At 37.1% G+C, this 17,850-nt stretch carries 17 protein-coding genes; 8 read left to right on the top strand and 9 right to left on the bottom strand.

The features are described from left to right. The first annotated feature begins 3 nt into the window (after positions 1-3). The 6 genes from BXY75_RS05680 (at position 4) to BXY75_RS05650 (ending at position 5,106) form a co-directional block, all read left to right on the top strand. Complete coding sequence (locus tag BXY75_RS05680; protein ID WP_121906752.1) at positions 4-912, top strand: hypothetical protein; 909 nt, start codon at positions 4-6, stop codon at positions 910-912. Between the two features lie 9 nt (positions 913-921). Further along, complete coding sequence (locus BXY75_RS05675) at positions 922-1,344, top strand: hypothetical protein (protein WP_147437231.1); 423 nt, start codon at positions 922-924, stop codon at positions 1,342-1,344. A 25-nt stretch (positions 1,345-1,369) separates the two neighbouring features. Further along, positions 1,370-2,503 (top strand): glycosyltransferase family 4 protein, encoded by a 1,134-nt coding sequence (locus BXY75_RS05670; protein ID WP_121906750.1) that lies wholly within the window; start codon positions 1,370-1,372, stop codon positions 2,501-2,503. Further along, positions 2,500-3,042 carry a hypothetical protein gene (locus tag BXY75_RS05665; protein ID WP_121906749.1) on the top strand — a complete coding sequence of 181 codons (543 nt, stop codon included), beginning with the start codon at positions 2,500-2,502 and terminating at the stop codon, positions 3,040-3,042. The genes BXY75_RS05670 and BXY75_RS05665 overlap by 4 nt, the downstream gene beginning before the upstream one ends. Next, the gene (locus BXY75_RS05660; RefSeq protein ID WP_121906748.1) at positions 3,039-3,860 is read left to right on the top strand and encodes a hypothetical protein; all 822 of its coding nucleotides are present in this window, start codon (positions 3,039-3,041) and stop codon (positions 3,858-3,860) included. The genes BXY75_RS05665 and BXY75_RS05660 overlap by 4 nt, the downstream gene beginning before the upstream one ends. 283 nt (positions 3,861-4,143) lie before the next feature. After that, positions 4,144-5,106, top strand: coding sequence for a TerC family protein (locus tag BXY75_RS05650; RefSeq protein WP_121906746.1), 963 nt, complete (start codon positions 4,144-4,146; stop codon positions 5,104-5,106). Between the two features lie 241 nt (positions 5,107-5,347). Here BXY75_RS05650 and BXY75_RS05645 read toward each other — a convergent pair whose 3' ends face one another. From BXY75_RS05645 to BXY75_RS05615, 7 genes are all read right to left on the bottom strand, one after another. After that, positions 5,348-7,459, bottom strand: a complete 2,112-nt coding sequence (locus BXY75_RS05645; RefSeq protein WP_121907364.1) for an elongation factor G — start codon at positions 7,457-7,459, stop codon at positions 5,348-5,350. Between the two features lie 292 nt (positions 7,460-7,751). After that, positions 7,752-9,107 carry a toll/interleukin-1 receptor domain-containing protein gene (locus tag BXY75_RS05640; RefSeq protein WP_121906745.1) on the bottom strand — a complete coding sequence of 452 codons (1,356 nt, stop codon included), beginning with the start codon at positions 9,105-9,107 and terminating at the stop codon, positions 7,752-7,754. A gap of 293 nt (positions 9,108-9,400) precedes the next feature. Then, complete coding sequence (locus tag BXY75_RS05635; RefSeq protein ID WP_121906744.1) at positions 9,401-10,414, bottom strand: toll/interleukin-1 receptor domain-containing protein; 1,014 nt, start codon at positions 10,412-10,414, stop codon at positions 9,401-9,403. 57 nt (positions 10,415-10,471) lie between these two features. After that, positions 10,472-11,626, bottom strand: coding sequence for a toll/interleukin-1 receptor domain-containing protein (locus BXY75_RS05630; protein ID WP_121906743.1), 1,155 nt, complete (start codon positions 11,624-11,626; stop codon positions 10,472-10,474). A gap of 73 nt (positions 11,627-11,699) precedes the next feature. Further along, positions 11,700-11,930, bottom strand: coding sequence for a PGDYG domain-containing protein (locus BXY75_RS05625; protein WP_121906742.1), 231 nt, complete (start codon positions 11,928-11,930; stop codon positions 11,700-11,702). Positions 11,931-11,934: 4 nt separating this feature from the next. Beyond that, complete coding sequence (locus BXY75_RS05620) at positions 11,935-14,163, bottom strand: caspase family protein (protein WP_121906741.1); 2,229 nt, start codon at positions 14,161-14,163, stop codon at positions 11,935-11,937. Between the two features lie 51 nt (positions 14,164-14,214). Then, positions 14,215-16,179, bottom strand: coding sequence for a tetratricopeptide repeat protein (locus tag BXY75_RS05615; RefSeq protein WP_121906740.1), 1,965 nt, complete (start codon positions 16,177-16,179; stop codon positions 14,215-14,217). A gap of 128 nt (positions 16,180-16,307) precedes the next feature. Between BXY75_RS05615 and BXY75_RS17310 the strand changes: the two genes are divergently transcribed. Continuing rightward, positions 16,308-16,433 carry a hypothetical protein gene (locus BXY75_RS17310; RefSeq protein WP_262697275.1) on the top strand — a complete coding sequence of 42 codons (126 nt, stop codon included), beginning with the start codon at positions 16,308-16,310 and terminating at the stop codon, positions 16,431-16,433. A gap of 109 nt (positions 16,434-16,542) precedes the next feature. Here the strand turns inward: BXY75_RS17310 and BXY75_RS05610 are convergent, their stop codons facing one another. Next, a complete protein-coding gene (locus tag BXY75_RS05610) occupies positions 16,543-16,782 on the bottom strand; it encodes a hypothetical protein (RefSeq protein ID WP_121906739.1) in 240 nt (79 codons plus the stop codon). A 287-nt stretch (positions 16,783-17,069) separates the two neighbouring features. Here BXY75_RS05610 and hpf point away from each other — a divergent pair, with 287 nt between their 5' ends. Next, entirely contained in the window at positions 17,070-17,372 is a 303-nt protein-coding gene (gene hpf, locus BXY75_RS05605; protein ID WP_121906738.1) for a ribosome hibernation-promoting factor, HPF/YfiA family, read from the top strand. A 129-nt stretch (positions 17,373-17,501) separates the two neighbouring features. Here the strand turns inward: hpf and BXY75_RS05600 are convergent, their stop codons facing one another. Beyond that, positions 17,502-17,834, bottom strand: a complete 333-nt coding sequence (locus BXY75_RS05600) for a hypothetical protein (protein ID WP_121906737.1) — start codon at positions 17,832-17,834, stop codon at positions 17,502-17,504. Between the last annotated feature and the right edge of the window lie 16 nt (positions 17,835-17,850).

Below are 17,850 nucleotides of genomic sequence, written 5' to 3'. Positions count from 1 at the left end.
ATTATGTTCGAACACACACTTCAAAGAGACGAAAAGGCATTGTCCAAGAACAAACAGCTAGCCGGGAAACGCCCGTCCGAGTATTGGTTGGTTTTTCTTAAACAGAGGTTTTTATCTGTCAAAAGTAGACGGTTTAATTGGCGACATTTTCTTATTGCTGTTCCTTTTATATTGGCTATCGGACTAGCGATAACACTTGCAACCGATTTGCCGGAAGATGATGTATTCCCAATTTTCATAGGGGCAATGGTAGTGAGTATGATCCTTTCTATCTTTTTAGTTGTAATAATGGACCTTATGTTACCCAAGGCATTTGTACCTTATAATGCCTTTGATCATCTTGCAAAATTCATCATTTATATCAAAGGAGATACCTACAGAAATATTGTGAATATTCGTCTCACCAATGCTGTTATTCAGAAACCGAAAAACCTGATGTCAATTGCAGATCTCGGACTTCAAAATAGAAAAGGACTAAAGTATAAGGCGCATCAGTTAGAAAGGTTTAAAGCCAATTTTAATTTAAAAGATGGTAGTATTTGTCAAATCTTAATGCATCAATTATGTATTAGTGTTATATCTACTAAACGTAGAAGTAGCGGGAAAACTAAGACAAAGACCAAGTATAAACACAAGCATTATTATATGCTTATGCTGAAGGTGAACGCGGGTCGTTTTAGGGTGATGGATGCTTCAGAATTGTCTGGGTTGAACGATAGATTTCTGGTTTCTGTTATTTCTGAAGGTGATTATTATTTATTGAAAATCAAAGAGAAAAACAAGCTTACTACTATGGAGAAGGAAATTACAGAACAGCAAAAATTACTACCTTCTATTTTCACCGAAATGATCGAATACCTTTGGGACAAAAGAATTATAGAATCCATAGCTTCGGAAAAATTAACCGGTTAACCTCATTTTATGAATTGCGAACAAAAATCCGGAGTATTTTTAAATATGAATTGCATCAATTCTGTAGAAGAGACCTGCTCGAATTGTGAGAAACAGATTTGCAAACCACACAGCCACGTCCTGGACACCAATATGCTGTGTGAAGATTGTTATTGGGAGCGTTTCATTTATGATAAGGAGAAGAAGGCAAAGGAATATTTCGATAACAACGAACATAGATTAATGGATTCAACCCGCTCCACTCCTATTTCTTCTAATTCTTCGGAAACACCTTCCTTTGAAGGAGGCTTTGGTGGTGGTGGATTTGGAGGCGGTGGTGCGTCGGGAGAATGGTCGGAAGCAGATGCAGGGAGCTTTACTGAAACAGCTGGAGGTGCCGCAGCTGCAGGATTAATGGGTAGCGAAACGGACGATACTTTTTTCTATAGTTAAATACAAAATATCTAAGGTCTACTAAATGAAAATAAGCTGGTTTACCGAAAATTATCCCCCCAATCGAGGTGGTATGTCCCGCAGCTGCGATCGTATTATCGCCAATCTTCGTAAACATCATACAGTTGATATTTATCATTTCACAAACAAATTCGAACCGTTTTTTTCTGAAGCAAATATCGGTGGCTTATACACCGCCATACCTATGTACGAAGATAGTTCGCATAGCTTAAATCTGTTGTGGGCGTTTATAAAAGATAATGCTGAAATAGCACAGAGTGATGTGTTTGTAGGCTTCGGAAGTCATTTGTGTATCAAAGGAATTCCGTTAATGGCGACATGGCTCAAGAAACCCTTATTAAGCTGTTTTAGAGGCAATGATTTTGATACTGCAATCTTCTCACAAAAGAAACAGAGTCTATTGTTTGCCATTGAAAACTCTAATGCCATCGCCTGTGTAAGTCGAGAAAAAGTGGAAAGAATAAAACGTCTTAACCTAAATAGAAATGTGTTTTATACGCCAAATTCTATTGATGCTTCTCAATGGGAAGTCCTTAAATCAGATCGGGAGCTTGCCGGAAAATTAAAAAAGGACTTAGCCTTGAAAAACACTACGGTTATTGGGATAATTGGATTTTTAAAACAAAAGAAAGGGGTTGATTTTTTTATAAGTTGTCTCAAAAAATCGAGACTAGCATCTAATGTACATCTGCGTATTGTGGGCGAAATAGAACCACATTTGGAGACACTTCTCATTCAAAAGGACATTGCATATACAATTTGTGTTCCTGGCGCGCATACGCAACTCACTGCTAATTATCTGCTTTGTGATGCAGTGGCAATTCCGTCTATTTACGATGGTATGCCCAATGTAATTTTTGAAGCTGCCATTCTGAATATTCCTATAATTGCTTCAAATGCAGGTGGGATTCCCGATATTTTGGATGAAACGAATGCCTTTGTGTTTAAAGTTTTGTCTGAAGCTTCTCTTATCGAAACACTGGATGAATATGCATCAACTCCTTCAGAAAAGCGCTTAGAAAAGAGTTTCTTTTTGAAAGAAAAGGTCCTTTCCGAATTTAGCCCCGAAATTGAAACTAAGAATTATCTTGATATTTTTAAGAATATAACGCATCAAATAAAAATCGTACAATCATGAAACTATACACTCTACTCCTATTCTCTTTATTGCTTATCGGTTGCAATAACACAAACACCAACACAAACAATAACAATAGTAGCAGCACCAGCACTAGCAATTCGGGCTCTCAGTACACTTCAAAAATGTCTAAGTCAGACAAGAAGAAATTCTACGACCAGAATGATAATGTCGTCTATGAAGTAAAGTATAAATCGGATGCCTTCAAGCTAAGAACGGCTTCATCTCAGCTTATTTGGAAAGTAAAACTATACGATGACAAAGTAAAAATAAGTGACAATGAGGAGAACCTCAATCCATATGAAATCAAGATTATGGGAGCACAGGAGGCCAAGCTTACTAAAAATGATGAAACCGTTGCCAGAACAACTTACGAAAGTGCGACAAGTTCCCAAACGATTAACTTCGAAGATGCTTCTCAATCGGCGATTACTAAAGAAATGTCCTACTCTCCTGCATTGTTGGTTGAGGCGATATCAGAAATACCTAAAGATCAGCAGCAGATTATTATTAGCGAATTGACAGACAAGGGATATTGATAGCTTTTTATGTACAAGGTGGTGGTCTTGGGCATCTAACCAGAACGGAAAAACTAATAAAGACGCTACATCTCGAGGCGACAAATGTCGTGATTATTTCGCCGTCTGACTTTACAAGATATTTTAAACAGTATCAGTTTGTTCACTTGGAATGGAAGGATACGCCGGAAAGATGGACTGAAATCGTTCACAACACCTTGTTGGAGCATTCCATAACACAATGTTATATAGACACTTTCCCCTTCGGATTGAAGGGAGAACTGATTTCCGTCTACAAGAGTTTTCCTCAAATTTCATTTTATTATGTATCCAGAATTCTGAAATGGGAAAAATATCTCTCAGCGATGCCCAGGCACTTCGATCCGGAATTTGAAGCTACCCTCCTCCTCGAAACCTTGTATCCTGAACACCTAAGGTGGATAGAAAAACATCCAAATCGGATTCGAAAACTTCGGTTGGATGCTGATACTCCTCTAACCGACTTAAAATTATCTGAATCACCTTACGTTTTAGTGGTGCATTCAGGAGGTGTAGCAGACGTGCAAAAAGTACTTGCTGCTGCCCTATCAGATCTTTCCGAGGAGAATACTAAGCAGATCATTGTTTGTACACAGGTAGCAATTGAAATCGATAGTCCTTTTATCGAAGTCAGAAATGATATATTTCCAGTAGCGCCCTACTTTAGGCAGGCAGAGAAAATTTACACGGCAGGAGGGTTTAATCTAATGCAGGAACTAAAGCCTTTCCGAAGCAAACATATTGCAATTCCACTTGAACGTTTATACGACGACCAGAAGTTTAGAATTTTGAATCAGTGATCAGTTTTCAGTGGTCAGTTTACAGTGGTCAGTTTTCAGTTTACAGTGTTCAGTGGTCAGTGTTCAGTGGTCAGTTTACAGTGGTCAGTTATCTTATAGTTTTAATAACTGCCACTGAGACTGAGACTGCGACTGCCACAGAGACTGCAAACTGCGACTGCAAACTGAGACTGCGACTGAGACTGCAACTGCAAACTGCCACTGAAAAAGCCAACTACAGAATTAACAAATCCTTATCTAAAAATGATTTTTTTTGTATCTACATTCGTTCAAAATTAGTTAAATGATCGTTTGGGGATTATTCCTTGTCGCAATTGTTTTTTTTCTAACCCTTGACCTCGGTGTATTTAACCGAAACCCACATATAATTAAACCAAAAGAAGCCGCAATATGGACTTCTATTTGGGTGTCTCTTGCCTTGTTATTCTCCGGAGTGATCTATTGGATGTTTGACAATGAATTAATTGCAAACCCTACCCAACTTACAGCTCATAATGCAGTATTAAAATATATTACGGGCTACTTAATTGAGCTTTCGCTAAGTATCGATAACGTATTTGTAATCGCCGTGATTTTCTCGGCTTTTTCAATTCCGCAAAAATATCAGCATCGCGTGCTTTTCTGGGGAATTCTTGGAGCTATCGTATTCCGTGCTATTATGATTTTTTTCGGCGTAGCGCTGATCAATAAATTTGATTGGATTATTTATATTTTCGGAGTGTTTCTGCTCTTTACCGCCTATAAAATGGCAACTCACTCGGGTGCCGATTTCAACCCGAAAAATTCAATTGTTTTTAAATATCTAAAGAAAATATATCCTATTACTTATAAGATCGACGGACAAAAATTCTTTATCCGCCGCATGGGGATTAAAGCGGCAACACCACTATTTGTTGCCTTGGTTGTGATTGAACTCACCGATATACTATTTGCAATGGACAGTATTCCAGCGATTCTGGCTATTACTGCCGATCCATTTATCGTTTTTAGTTCTAATATTCTTGCCATTCTTGGACTGCGATCTATGTACTTCCTTATTTCCGGTATGCTGGATAAATTTAGGTTTATCAACTATAGTTTGGTTGTGATATTAGCCTTTGTTGGAGTGAAGATGATTATATCTCACCATGTAGAAATCCCCGAATGGCTTTCATTGGGATTGATATTTACCGCACTAGCAGGCGGAATAATCGCGTCCTTAGCGATACCTCCTAAAAGCGAAGCTCCAAAAGATCCTGTTGATTAATTAATTGATAGATTTTCATTTGTAAAACATTCAGAACATCTATTTATTTATAATACGAGACTTCGTTTTATGCAGTTTGTAAATTATTTTATTATTTAAAAGTCGAAACTACATTTTAAAAACATCTCCTAAATCCCTCTTTAAAGTGTGGCCCAATTTGGCTTCTCCTCAATTAAAGGATGATAGATTTCAATTGAGTCTTACTTCTTGATTCGTAAAGCCCAGCGGTTTTGTGTCTTTATCAGGCGAGATTCTCTTTAATCACCCTTTCCTGCACATTAGAAGGCACAGGTTCAAACGATGAGAACTCCGAGCTAAATGAGGCACGTCCTTGCGTTAGTGACCTTAGATCGTTCGAAAATTGGTATAACTCTGCCTGAGGAGTATAACACTTCAATATCTGATACTGATCGTGACTTTCAATTCCCTTAATCATCGAACGGCGTGATTGAAGATCGGTCATCACACTACCTACCATCTCCTCCGGCACTTTTACTACTAATTCCAACACCGGTTCCAGTAATTTAGGTTGAGAGTTTAAAAAGGCTTCTTTAAAGGCGTGTGCTCCTGCTATCTTGAAGGAAATATCATTCGAATCTACCGAATGCATTTTCCCATCGTATACCATCACACGAATATCACGCACATAGGATTTGGTGAGTGGCCCCTCTTCCATTACTTCCAAAATACCTTTCATAATAGACGGTAAATAGCGTAGGTCGATTACACCTCCAACAATACAGTTGTAGAATATAAGCTTACCTCCCCAAGGAAGATCAACTTCTTCTTTTCCGCGAACATTAAAACCTTCAGGCTCCGACATTCCTTCGTTCCAGGGCTCTATTTTCATATGTACTTCACCAAATTGCCCCGATCCACCCGATTGTTTTTTGTGTTTATAACTTGCAGAAGTAGATCGTTGAATCGTTTCTCTGTAGGCGATCTTCGGTCTAACAAATTCAGCTTCTACTCCGTAGATGTTTTTTAAAGTCCAATCGATAGTAGCTAAATGTAGTTCCCCCTGACAACCAATAATCATTTGTCTAAGTTCCTTGGCGTAATTTACGACCACACTTGGATCCTGACTCTGGATCTTTTTTAGTGCGTCATTTAGTTTTTCCTCATCTTTCTTGTTCACGGCAACAATAGATCTTCGAACCCTTGGCTGTGGATATTGTATGGGTTTTATGGTAATAGGATGCCCAATGGCATGTAAGGTATCATTGGTTTCGGTGTATTTCAGTTTTAGAGTTGCTCCTATATCACCTACCGTTAGCTTGTTCACAGGTTCACGGTTCTTCCCATCCATGATAAAAAGCTGATTCAAAGTTTCCACCTTATCGTTTCTGGAATTCTCTAGTTTATCATTTACTTTAAGCTCTCCAGATTTCACTTTAAAAAACGAAATCTGTCCTAAATTGGGTTGATAAACGGTCTTAAATACAAAAAGCGCCGTTGGGGCGTCTTTGGTTCTGGAAATAGTATCTCCTTCTACACTCTGCTCTTCTTTTAGATCTGCGGCGGCAGGAACCACATTATCAATGAAACCCATTAACCTTCCTGAGCCCATATCGTTTAATGCCGATACACAAAATACAGGGAACAATTCGTGATTTAACATCCCTGCCCGGATTCCTTGTCGCATCTCGTCTTCGTTTAAGCTGCCTTTGTCAAAAAATAACTCAAGTAAAGCCTCGTCATTTTCGGCCGCTTTTTCAACTAACTCATTATGTAATGCATTTGCTCGTTCCTCCTGGTCCTTTGGTATCGCTAACTTTTCGGGCTTTCCACCTTCCGGACCGAATTTGTACATTTTCATTTTCAAAACATCCACAATACATTGTGCACCATCTACCTTTAACGGATATTGGATCATTACAGCGTTATTACCAACCAGGTTTTTAATACTGTTGTAACTTTTTTCAAAATTTAGATTGATATGATCGATCTGATTAATTACAAAAAGCGTCGGTTTTCTATATTTATCGATATAATCCCAAATAATTTCGGTGCCGATTTCTACGCCGTACTGTCCATTGAGAACGGTCACTACAGAGTCTGCTACTCGAATTGAGGAAATAATCTCTCCTATAAAATCGTCCAGTCCCGGGGTGTCTATTATATTGATCTTATAATTGCGCCATTCGGTATGTAAAGGGGTAGCGAACACCGAAGTGCCTCGCTCCTGCTCTATTTCATGATGATCGGAAACGGTATTTTTCTGTTCTACAGTCCCGCGTCTATTGATTAGTCCGGCTTCAAAGAGCATAGTTTCTGCCAGTGTGGTTTTCCCACTGCCATGTGCTCCTACAAAATCTACATTTTTAATGTGTTTGTCGTCATAGATCTTCATAATGCTATGGTTTTTAGTTAACATTCCGGAATCCATCGCTACTCCTTAGAACGGAGCGTTGGTATTCAGTTTTTATGATTCTTCGGAATGGATTGTTTGGGACCACAAACATTCCCGATGGAGCTATATCTCCAACTTAAAGATACAAATTGAATTAGATTTATTTTCAATTCTGAAGCAAAAAATGTACTCAGTATACTGATTTACCGAATTTTAAATTCACGAGTATGCTTCAGAAGATATACGTATCCTTCCGAAGTACAAAAAAAACATATATCCTTCCGAAGCTAAATCAGTAAAGTACCTTCACTATTATGGAATTATCTGCCGATGCTTTTACACCTGTAACAAATGCTCTTTTTCCCTTCTCCACTAGTTTTCCTGTTTTAGTTCTCGTTTTTATATCTCTATAGGTATAGCGACTCTCCAAGGTCATTAAAATATCACCAGTCGCAGGAATTTTGTCATCCATTACTTCAGAACCACCGCAGCAAATCACGTTAAACATTCTATCATTTGAAGCTTTATCTCCATTTCTACGTCCATAGTACAAATATCCTGTATTTCCTATCTCGGCAACTTTTGCTTTGGCGTCGTCTTTATGAAGTCCTATCACATTGGGATCCATATAATATGCGAGGTAATCTGATACATTATTTTTATTCTTAACAATCGCCCAATTAGCATTGTCTTTGGCAATATTTGCAGCATCTTTTTCCAGTTTCTGAATGCTGTCTAAAGCCTGATTCACATAACGTCCCTCCCGATAATCCCGAATATAGATCTCATAAGCTATTTTATCTCCTTCTTGCGTTGTCTTGACCCATTGTGTTTCTTCTTCTTGAATCAATCGAATCGATTCGGCAGCGCGTACTTTATTTACCTTACTATCTACACTATCCCGAGCTTGCAAGGCGAATTTTCCTTGAGCATAGGTGCTTAAATACGTTTCGTAAGCTCCTTTGGTATCTTGAGACATGGCGATATCGAAGGCATTTTTATCATTGTCGGGCAATAACTTCGGAACAACAAAAACACCTACTAACACTAATGCAATTCCGCCGGCGATATAATAAAGCAGACTGTTTTTCTTCTGTGGGAGGGTTTTGGAAGCAGTCGACGAACTAGTAGTTCCGGCCGGACTTACTTTGCTTTCAGAAGCTAACTTTGATGGAGCAGCTACCGGTGCTTTAGTTTCTTTCTTGACCGGATCATTTTTTACCTCCCCAACCGCCGGATTAGATTTTGAATGCTCCTTTCCTTTCACCTGATAGTTAATATCTACAATAAGTCGGTCCAATCCATCTGCATATCCCATAGTATTAAAGTCGACGTATTGCCGTCTTGCCAATCTCATGGGGATATCACATTCTTCTATTTTAATGGGATTCACAAATTTATCAAGGTTCATAGCATAGGACATTTCATCCTTTACGTTTTCTGAGTCCACCGAAGTAGCTGAAAGAATAAGAACCATGACATCGGCCTTTTTAATTTCAGCTTCAAGTGTATTGTCCCATTCATTTCCGGTACGAATATTGGCATCGAACCAAACATCAAATCCATTGGTTCTTAAATCTTCTACTAGTCTGGAAACATAATCTGTATCTGCCCTTGAATAGCTTACAAATATTTTTGGTTTGGACATTTTTTATAAAATTAGTTAGTTTCTTTTTCTGTGGCTTATTATTGAAACGATTTAGTATAACACCTTGATTTTTTATAGTTTACATGGGTGTAGTCACATCACTTTTCTTTGGTATTGACGCCTCGTTGCCCCTTCATATTAAATTGTTTTTTTATTTTGAAACGAATGAATCTCTTCAGAATATTGGTTCGCTAAAATTTACTAGCACGACAATGTTTCAGATAAGATACAAGCTTTTCCGAAGCATTTAAAGAACATAAATCCTTCCGAAGAAAAAGCAATTATTAATAATCTTATTTCGAATAAGCAACGTAGATAAAAATATAATTATCCTCTGTTTTGGTTACTTCTATTACTCGAACCATCTGGTCACTATACAGTATTTCTCCTGGTATTAACTGTCCGGAATCCTTTCCGAAGACCTCCAGATCCTCATTGACGATTAAAATATCATCTCCATTTGGAGCTAAACCGTCATCATTACCAAATTCCAGTTCACTTTGGTTAGTGGAATAGAGCACCTTACTGAGGTAAACCTTATTATTAGGATCTTTATACGTAATTATGCCCTCTTTCCCCATAATACTATTAATGGCGTCCTGCGCATCTTCATAATGAACGTCGTCTAATCCGTGCTGTTTAATATAATCTACATAACCTTCAATAGATCTTGATTTAACTGCGTCATCCCAACTTTCAAAATTGGCATTAGAATTTTCTGTCGCAAACTGGCTGTCGTTAAGATCGCCATCAACATCCCCACCAAAAACACCTGTAATATAAAGAAGTAAGGCGATAACAACAACAGCTCCGACAATATAAATTGGCATTTTACTCGATTTGGCAGCTTTGGAGGACTGAGGCACTTTTGATTGTACAGTTTTTACCGGCTTAATAGGAGAAGACGGTCCCGGATCCATATTTAAGTTATGGCGAATGTCATTTACAAGACGCGTTATTCCCTGTTCATAGCCCATTACAGTGAAATCGGTATACTGTTTACGAGCCAGTCGCATGGGAATTGTACATTCTTCTATTTTAATGGGATTTACACTTTTGTCTAAACTCATCGCATAAGACATCTCATCCTTGACGTTTTCGGATGCCACCGAAGCAGCCGAAAGAATAAGGACCATAACATCTGACTTTTGAATTTCCGCTTCAAGCGTATTGTCCCATTCATTTCCGCCAACAATATTCTTGTCGAACCAAACGTCGAAGCCTTTAGCTCTAAGATCGACTACAAGCTTTGAAACATATTCCGTATCGGCTCTCGAATAGCTGACAAAAATTTTCGGTTTGGACATTATTTTAGTTTTAATTAGTTGAGCTTTTAAATATTACTATACAGAAATTGAATGGTGTTAATACCTCACCTTTGTCCATACAACATTAGAATCGTCTACAAAAACATCTAGAACTACCAGTCGATGTCCGGGTTGAATACTCACTCCATTCCAATTATAATAGACATCAGAAGATAATTGAGTAGCAAAACTTGGTGAGATAATATCGTCTATCATTGGCATAGTTTCCAAAGTAGCCGGCAGATAATACAGTACTTTGTCATAATACCGTTCCACGTTGTTTAGTCCATACATGGCGTATGCCTGATTGGGTAAAAACGAGTAGATATTTGTATAGACCTCCTTATAATGACTTGTGTTTTTTCCATAGATATAGAGGAAATCCATATACCCTTGTAAGCTATTGGTGTTCAACGCAGTATTCCAATCCTTGTCATGTTGTGAAAGGGTTGTGCTTCCACTAGGGTCCAGATCGGAACCATCATCTATCACATAATTATATGGGTCGGGGTCATAAGGCAGGTCTTTGGTGTCATCATAATTATAAGCAACGCCAATAATCACTAATACTAAAAGCCCTATGCCTCCAAGAACTATTCCTCCTATTAGATATGAAACAGAATTACTACTTTTTCTCTGTGGCGGTGGATTATAATGCGTTTTCGGTGGTTGTTGGATGTTTTGCGGTGGCTGTACAGGTTGCTTTTCCTCCACTTTTTCAATCTTGGGCGCCTGTTTTTTCTTCTCCTCTTTTTTTGTTTCTTGTTTTACTTTTTTAGCTTCGGAAGGGTCATCAATAGCGACGTCTGCTAATTTTAACGCTACATTTTCATCCAGATTCAATGCCCTAATTAAAGTTGCAATCCCTGTTTTATGATCTTTTGTAAAATCCGCGTACTGAAGCCTTCTTAGTCGGAATGGAATATCACATTCTTCCAATAGTACAGGAACTACCTTTTTATTCTCTTCAAGGGCAAATGACACTTCATCCAATACATTATGAGAGACCACTGATGTATCACTTAAGATTACCAAGAGTGTGTTGGACTTGTTTAGCGCACGCTCTATCGAACTGTCCCATCGTGTGCCTGCTTCAATGTCTAATTGGTCCAGCCATATACCGGCGCCTGCTTTACGCAGATTCTTTGCAAGATTGAGAACAAATTCAGAATCGTCTCTGGAATAACTAAAAAAAATCGTCTCCGAACTCATATAAACTCTAGATTAGTTAGTTGTTTATCTTGGGGAATTCTGTAGTAATTTACAAATTATTTGCGTTAGTTCTTTACGATGAGGATTTTAAGTTATAAGTAGCTTCAAAAATCTCCCTGTCACAGACATACAATTCGCCTTTAATTCCCTTCATTAACCAATCTCCTTTTTTTCCCTTCACCAAACCTTCCATGCTCTCTACTTCAAAGGCTTCCTGCATCTGATAGCATTCTATTTCTATAGGCTTTTTAACAGCCTTCTGGAATTCCAGATTTAATTTGGATTTTTGACTAATTCTTTTCATTCTATTAAGATAGAAATTTTGTCTTCAGAAATAAAATAAATTCATCATCTTCTGTATGCATCAAGGAGCTATATGCCATATACGCATTTGTGTGTATCGAAATCTTTTCACGAACCCCCGCAGATGCAGCTGTCATTTCGTAGTATTTTTTTGCCTTTTCAAAATTTCCTAAATACATATTTGCCTCTGCGATGGTTGCATTTTTCCATAAACTATTAAAAACGTCACTTTCTGTTGCTTTCAAAGCCATTGAAGCATATTCCTTCATTGTGGCCTTATCCCCTTCGTAAACCAAACTTAAAAAAGCGAGGTTGATAGCTAGATAATAAATTTGTCCGAGATCGTTCTTTTTTATAGCGATTTCAAGACCTTTGCTGTAATATTCTTTTGATTTTCTTCCATCAGACTCTTGAAATGCCTGTAAAAATTTACGTTTAAGCCTGCCTCCCATTATTCCAAGAAGATCACTTTTGTTCTTTGCAAGAGGATGCTGAAGCAACAGTTCCATTACTTCGTCGTTTCGATCCATCCCTTCCAAAGCAAATAATAGTTGTTTTAATCCATTTTCAGTGAGCGTATTTTTTTCAGGCAAGAGTTTGGTTATCACTTCTTTGTGTTTGCCTAATAAATTACCGATTTCCTCCTGATTAGTATATTTATTATAGAATGCATTGTCGTTCAAGGTCGTAATAACCAATTGGTAGCTGTCATTTTCTACCGAATCGGGTTGTACCATATCAAAGTGATCGCCTGATACGGTAACTCGTTGCTCTTTATTGAAGGGTTTAAAAATAGTAGCCGCTAATATATCTTTATCGTTGGTTCCGGACACCACCTTCATTTTAAAGGGTAGCGCTTCGGAAAATGCTTTATTCCAGTCTATTCTGAGTTTTTTTATGAAAGGTTTTGATTTTCGAAGCTCTTTCCAGCGAGTGTCAATTTTTTTAGATACTCCTTTATTAAGAATACCATTGCTAGGAGTTCCGAAGAGAATGACATGGCTAATTTTATTAATCACCTCTTTTGGAAGAGACAAAACAGCAGTTTGTACGGCCAATCCACCAAGACTATGTGCAACTATAGCAAACCGCTTATATGTACTGTATTTATAAGTCATTGCAGCAGCCAGGTTATCGGCTGTCTTTTCAATATCGGCTACAGATGCCCAAATCCCCTTCCCAAATTTAGGATCAATACTCCCGGTATAGCCTAATGGATACATATCCCATCCTTTCATACTGTCATCTTCTTGAATTAGTGACTGCATCGAATCGAAGGTGTTGGTAGATTCGCCAGAAAAACCATGAACAAAAAGCAAGGCGTTATTGTTATTCTCTTGTTTTCTAAAAACGGTAACCAGCTCTTTTTTAACAGCTTTACCCCTTTTATTTAACTTTTCAGTAGAAGCTTTTAGTTTATGAAGCTTTTTTTTAGGCAACCGACTTAAAACGAAATTATCGTACATCTGAATATTAACAAAAGGTCGTTGTTCGGGCTTACGATTGGGCACATGCTTCATTAAATAATTGATCACATCGGTCATACGCACATAAGGCTCATCGAAATAGGAACGATTTTTCCCTTTAAGGGCTTCGATTAGGCAGGTTGTAAAGAGACTGTTTTTATCATCTGGAAGGATATATGACTTTTCATCTGCCCGGCAGGATGTTAAGATCGATATTCCCCTACCCTCATCTACATGTTGGGCCAAACCAACAGGATCTTCACCTTCTTTTTTGGAAGTTGTTCCAGGAGTCGTCTTTGTCATACCTTCTGCATGGCAACAATCCATAAAAAAAATGAGGCGTTTGGACCTAAGCTGTTGTATTTTATCTCTTACTTCTTCTGCCTTTACCCAAGTCTGTTGAAAATTTTCGATTGTACAATCATTGGGTTGAAAAAAGTAGCGTCTAATGTTTTCATCTTCCGGTTTTGGGGTACCTTTTCCGCTACTAGCAATAAGATCATTATCGGTATACGTGCCCCCATGACCACTATAGAAAATAAAAACAGTAGCATCTTCATCGGCATTCTCAATGAGATTGTCTAAGGCTTTTAATATATTTCCTCTAATTGCATTTTTTTCGGTAAGAAGGGTGATGTTCTTCTTTTTATATCCTGAAATCTTTTTGTCACTAAGGATCTTATAAATAGCGGTTGCATCCACCACACTTTCAGGAAGGTCATGACCTACTCCGATGAGAATTGCGTATGCATTTTTTAGTTTATTCATAAATTAAACTTCGTTTGTCTTAATCGCCATCTCAATGGTGTTAGAAATATTTTAATGCCAAAAATTCAATATCCTTATAAATGCTTCAGAATTTTTGTAGTTCACAAATCGGGGATCATTTTGGAAAGTACTCGGAGTATAAATATTTCCATCAGCCACCGATTTCATTAAATGCTGAATCAATTTTTCCTCATCGTTTTTGACCACAAAATAACAAGCCAGGGCGTAATCAATTTGTCCATAGGAATAGGGTCCTCTTAAAGATTCAATGTTTTCGAGATACCCTTCTTCATGATTTTTCATTCCGATTTTGAATTGGCAAATAGCCAATTGAGTAAGTGTCTCCGCGTCCTTTGGGTTGTCTGCAAGGAGTTTCTGATATATATTTTTTGCTTCGGAAAAATCTTGTTGGTAAAACAAGGCATCTGCTTTTATTTTTTCATCTGAAGCTTCAGATGCAGCGACAACTGCCTTTTTAAAATAGTCGTTTGCAGCTTCATCTTTTCCTAATAACAAATATTCTTTCCCGCAGAGCAAATTTATATCTGCTAGCATTTCCGAAGAACTCATTAAACCAATCTTACTAAGCATAGTTGTTATTTTGCTATTCAGACCAGCACGAATACATGCAATTAAATACGGTTTTAAAAGAAAGGTGTTTTCTGTTGGTGAGGTAATCGGTTCAAGCATCGAAATCACATCGTTATACTTCTTTAATTCAATATCTGCCAAGCTATTGATATACACCCTATCGACACAATCCTTACAATTCCTTAGATCAATACTGTCCATCTTTATTTCATTAAAAATAGAAGCCACATCCTTGGGACGATTCACAAATTGCATAGTTATGACCATTGCACTTTTATTTGATTTTAGGTCGAAAGGGGCTATTGTATATTCTTTTAAAATTGAATTGTAGACATTTTTGTTATTCCCTTTTAGCAAGGCACTGTAGGTTGAAAGAATATTTAGTTGCCTTTTATTATTATGTGAATCGGGTTGTATCGCTCTCAACAGAGAATCTGCCTGAACATAACGCCCCATGTTATAATATTGAGCAACCCTCAGTACTTTGGGTTCAAAATAGCTTGGATCGGCAGCAATTGCCTTGTTTAATAGCGTCAGATATTCATCATTAGTTGCACTAGTTTTTGCTTCTAATAAATACTTATAGGCATCGTATTTGGGAGGAGTTTCCTGCAGCATTTCTTTTGAGCGTCCTTCGGTGACTAGAAATCCAACTATAGACTCTTTAAGGTCGTCAATACACGCCAAGGCATCATCGGTAGAACATTCGTCGGCTTCAAAAGCGATGAGAGATGTATCATTTTTACCGTCTTTTAGAATGCTTTGAAAGAGGAGTTTACCATTTTTTAAGTAAAAATTTCCGGAAATAATCTTACTCGGGTTGAGATATTTTCTAACCAATGCATTCACATCTTCTGTGCTACTATCCACATTGAGAGCTGCATTGTATTCATTGAGCACATCCTGAGAGATTACTTGTCCGGCATTATTTTGAGTAATTCCATGCATTATCCAATCGGAGGCCATCTTACTTACTATATCAAAATCTGGATTTCCGGTGTTATTTCCGAATTTGAGTACCGCAATTTTATCGCTTTGGTTGACCTTAGTTACTGAAGAAGCTTGTCTGAAGTTAGTATTTACGATCAAGCTAACAGAAATAAAGCACATCACAGTAATTACGCTTAGGACAGAAAAGTACATCCTTTTAAATTCCTTTTTTTTCTTTTGATCGACATCTTCATCAGTTTCCTCTGGAACAATATAAGTGGGTACAACTTTAATCTTCCAGATGTAAAAGACGTACACCGGAAATACGACAAGAAGCGTTATAATGGCATAAGTCACCGATTTTGAGGGTAAACTCAGCGGCTCGGAAATTACTGCAAGCACCTGCAAAATAAGCCAAGAAGACACCACGTAAATGGTTAACATTTTAAACACTTCCTTCTTATGGCATTGTTTAAAAAATGTTTTTAGTTTCATTTTGGTTAGTTAGCTCCGCTGTAATTTACTCAATTTCAAATATAACCTTGGTCAATTCTTGCGAATATTTCCTTGATACCTAAAATAAAATTGTATTTTTAGTATGCTAATAACTAAATTCCAATAAAATGTCAAAAGACAAGAAGAAGTCAAAAAACAAGGAGAAATCAAAACAGAAGGACAAAGAAGGTAAATCAGAAAAGTCTTCGTTGGCTAAAGCAAAACCAGGTTTGGACATTAACCCACGTGCGTAGTCAATTTTAAAAAAAACCTAAATAAAAGCCATCAAATTGATGGTTTTTATTCTTCTAACGGAAGGCTTTATACGTATTCAAAAGAAGTAAGCTATAAAAATAATTATTACTATTCTTCTTCGTCTCCTGTTGATGTCATGTCCATTCTGTGACGCATTGAATCCATAGCACTTGAAATCTTCTTTTTGTATGTTTTTGACATTTCCAGATTGCCACTATCGGCTAGCTTCAATTTTCCATTTCCCTTTAATGTAAACCCTTCTTTTTTTGTGATTTTATTAAAGTTAGAAGACCGATGATATGAATCCTGAAAATCGGCATGTTTCCGTTTTTTTGTGAGGTTGCTCATAATACTTGTTTTAAAGTTTGTGCCCAATTGGCATATTCTTATCCTTAAAAATAAGACAGAATATGTGAATTATCATTATCATACTTAAGATTTAACTATTATTTAAGTTACTAATGTCTTGGAATTTAGCACTTAATTATCGTAAGACACTATGACCAGCCTAATTCAAATATGTATTTTTAGAGTAATTAGAAAGATGCATAGAATTGGAATATAAAACACTATTAAATTCTTGTCTTCTCCAATTGCCCTTTGTATATTTAAGTTCCAATTAAAACGAGATCTATATGAATGTAAATTTTGAGTATCACAATGTTAGTGCAAGTAATCGATTAGAGATACTCGCAGCAGAGAAACTGTCTAAACTGGAAGAGAAGTTTGATTTTATGGTAAGTTCAGATGTTTACTTCAAAAAAGAAAATAGAAGCGGTGAAAATACTGGGAAAATATGTAGTGTTCGAGTTAATACACCAGGTCCCACTTTATTTGCAGAATCATCATCTACAGCTTTCGAAGTTTCTATAGCTTCAGTTATGTCTGATCTACAAAGACAGCTTCAGAAACGAAAAGACAAAATGCAATCACGTTAATAAATTGACCACAAAAGAATAAATCCTGCCTACTTTGGCGGGATTTTTTATGCCGATAAGAGAACTTCTATGCATAAAAAAAGCTCGAAATTCATCGAGCTTTTTCTTTAAAAATGTTTTTTTTATATTTTAAATAGGTTGGATAACCGGTTTTAATTTCTTGTATAATTCGAATTGATAAGGAGATAAAACACCTTGCATTTCGGTAGTTTCTTCTAAACTAAGTGCCTGTAAAAAGTCTAACCTTTCATCACCAGAATATTGATTATCTATCGCTGAACGCTGCGTGAGATATGTTTCCACTTTCTGCTTAAAGGCAACTTCCTGATTTACATCAAGAATTAGCTTGTATTTATAGCTCTTTGTGATTGTTTCAGCATCGGGAGTTGTCGTTCCTACAGCGTTTTGAGCTGTCACTGAAAAAGAGAACAATGCTATGATAGCGATATAAAAATACTTCATGATCTAAATTTTTTCT

Origin of the sequence: Ulvibacter antarcticus, assembly GCF_003688405.1 — a bacterium.
Classification (GTDB): Bacteria; Bacteroidota; Bacteroidia; order Flavobacteriales; family Flavobacteriaceae; genus Ulvibacter; species Ulvibacter antarcticus.
Note: the sequence above shows the minus strand (reverse complement) of the source record. Positions and strands in the feature narration are given on the sequence as shown.

What these genes read in the sequence shown, in the direction of transcription:
- BXY75_RS05675 (WP_147437231.1), top strand. Translation starts at nt 922, where the DNA reads ATGAATTGCGAACAAAAATCCGGAGTATTTTTAAATATGAATTGCATC.
- BXY75_RS05600 (WP_121906737.1), bottom strand. Translation starts at nt 17,834, where the DNA reads ATGAAGTATTTTTATATCGCTATCATAGCATTGTTCTCTTTTTCAGTG.
- BXY75_RS05625 (WP_121906742.1), bottom strand. Translation starts at nt 11,930, where the DNA reads ATGAAAAGAATTAGTCAAAAATCCAAATTAAATCTGGAATTCCAGAAG.
- BXY75_RS05615 (WP_121906740.1), bottom strand. Translation starts at nt 16,179, where the DNA reads ATGAAACTAAAAACATTTTTTAAACAATGCCATAAGAAGGAAGTGTTT.
- BXY75_RS17310 (WP_262697275.1), top strand. Translation starts at nt 16,308, where the DNA reads ATGTCAAAAGACAAGAAGAAGTCAAAAAACAAGGAGAAATCAAAACAG.
- BXY75_RS05650 (WP_121906746.1), top strand. Translation starts at nt 4,144, where the DNA reads ATGATCGTTTGGGGATTATTCCTTGTCGCAATTGTTTTTTTTCTAACC.
- BXY75_RS05620 (WP_121906741.1), bottom strand. Translation starts at nt 14,163, where the DNA reads ATGAATAAACTAAAAAATGCATACGCAATTCTCATCGGAGTAGGTCAT.
- BXY75_RS05680 (WP_121906752.1), top strand. Translation starts at nt 4, where the DNA reads ATGTTCGAACACACACTTCAAAGAGACGAAAAGGCATTGTCCAAGAAC.
- BXY75_RS05630 (WP_121906743.1), bottom strand. Translation starts at nt 11,626, where the DNA reads ATGAGTTCGGAGACGATTTTTTTTAGTTATTCCAGAGACGATTCTGAA.
- BXY75_RS05635 (WP_121906744.1), bottom strand. Translation starts at nt 10,414, where the DNA reads ATGTCCAAACCGAAAATTTTTGTCAGCTATTCGAGAGCCGATACGGAA.
- BXY75_RS05665 (WP_121906749.1), top strand. Translation starts at nt 2,500, where the DNA reads ATGAAACTATACACTCTACTCCTATTCTCTTTATTGCTTATCGGTTGC.
- BXY75_RS05670 (WP_121906750.1), top strand. Translation starts at nt 1,370, where the DNA reads ATGAAAATAAGCTGGTTTACCGAAAATTATCCCCCCAATCGAGGTGGT.
- BXY75_RS05645 (WP_121907364.1), bottom strand. Translation starts at nt 7,459, where the DNA reads ATGAAGATCTATGACGACAAACACATTAAAAATGTAGATTTTGTAGGA.
- BXY75_RS05610 (WP_121906739.1), bottom strand. Translation starts at nt 16,782, where the DNA reads ATGAGCAACCTCACAAAAAAACGGAAACATGCCGATTTTCAGGATTCA.
- BXY75_RS05640 (WP_121906745.1), bottom strand. Translation starts at nt 9,107, where the DNA reads ATGTCCAAACCAAAAATATTTGTAAGCTATTCAAGGGCAGATACAGAT.
- hpf (WP_121906738.1), top strand. Translation starts at nt 17,070, where the DNA reads ATGAATGTAAATTTTGAGTATCACAATGTTAGTGCAAGTAATCGATTA.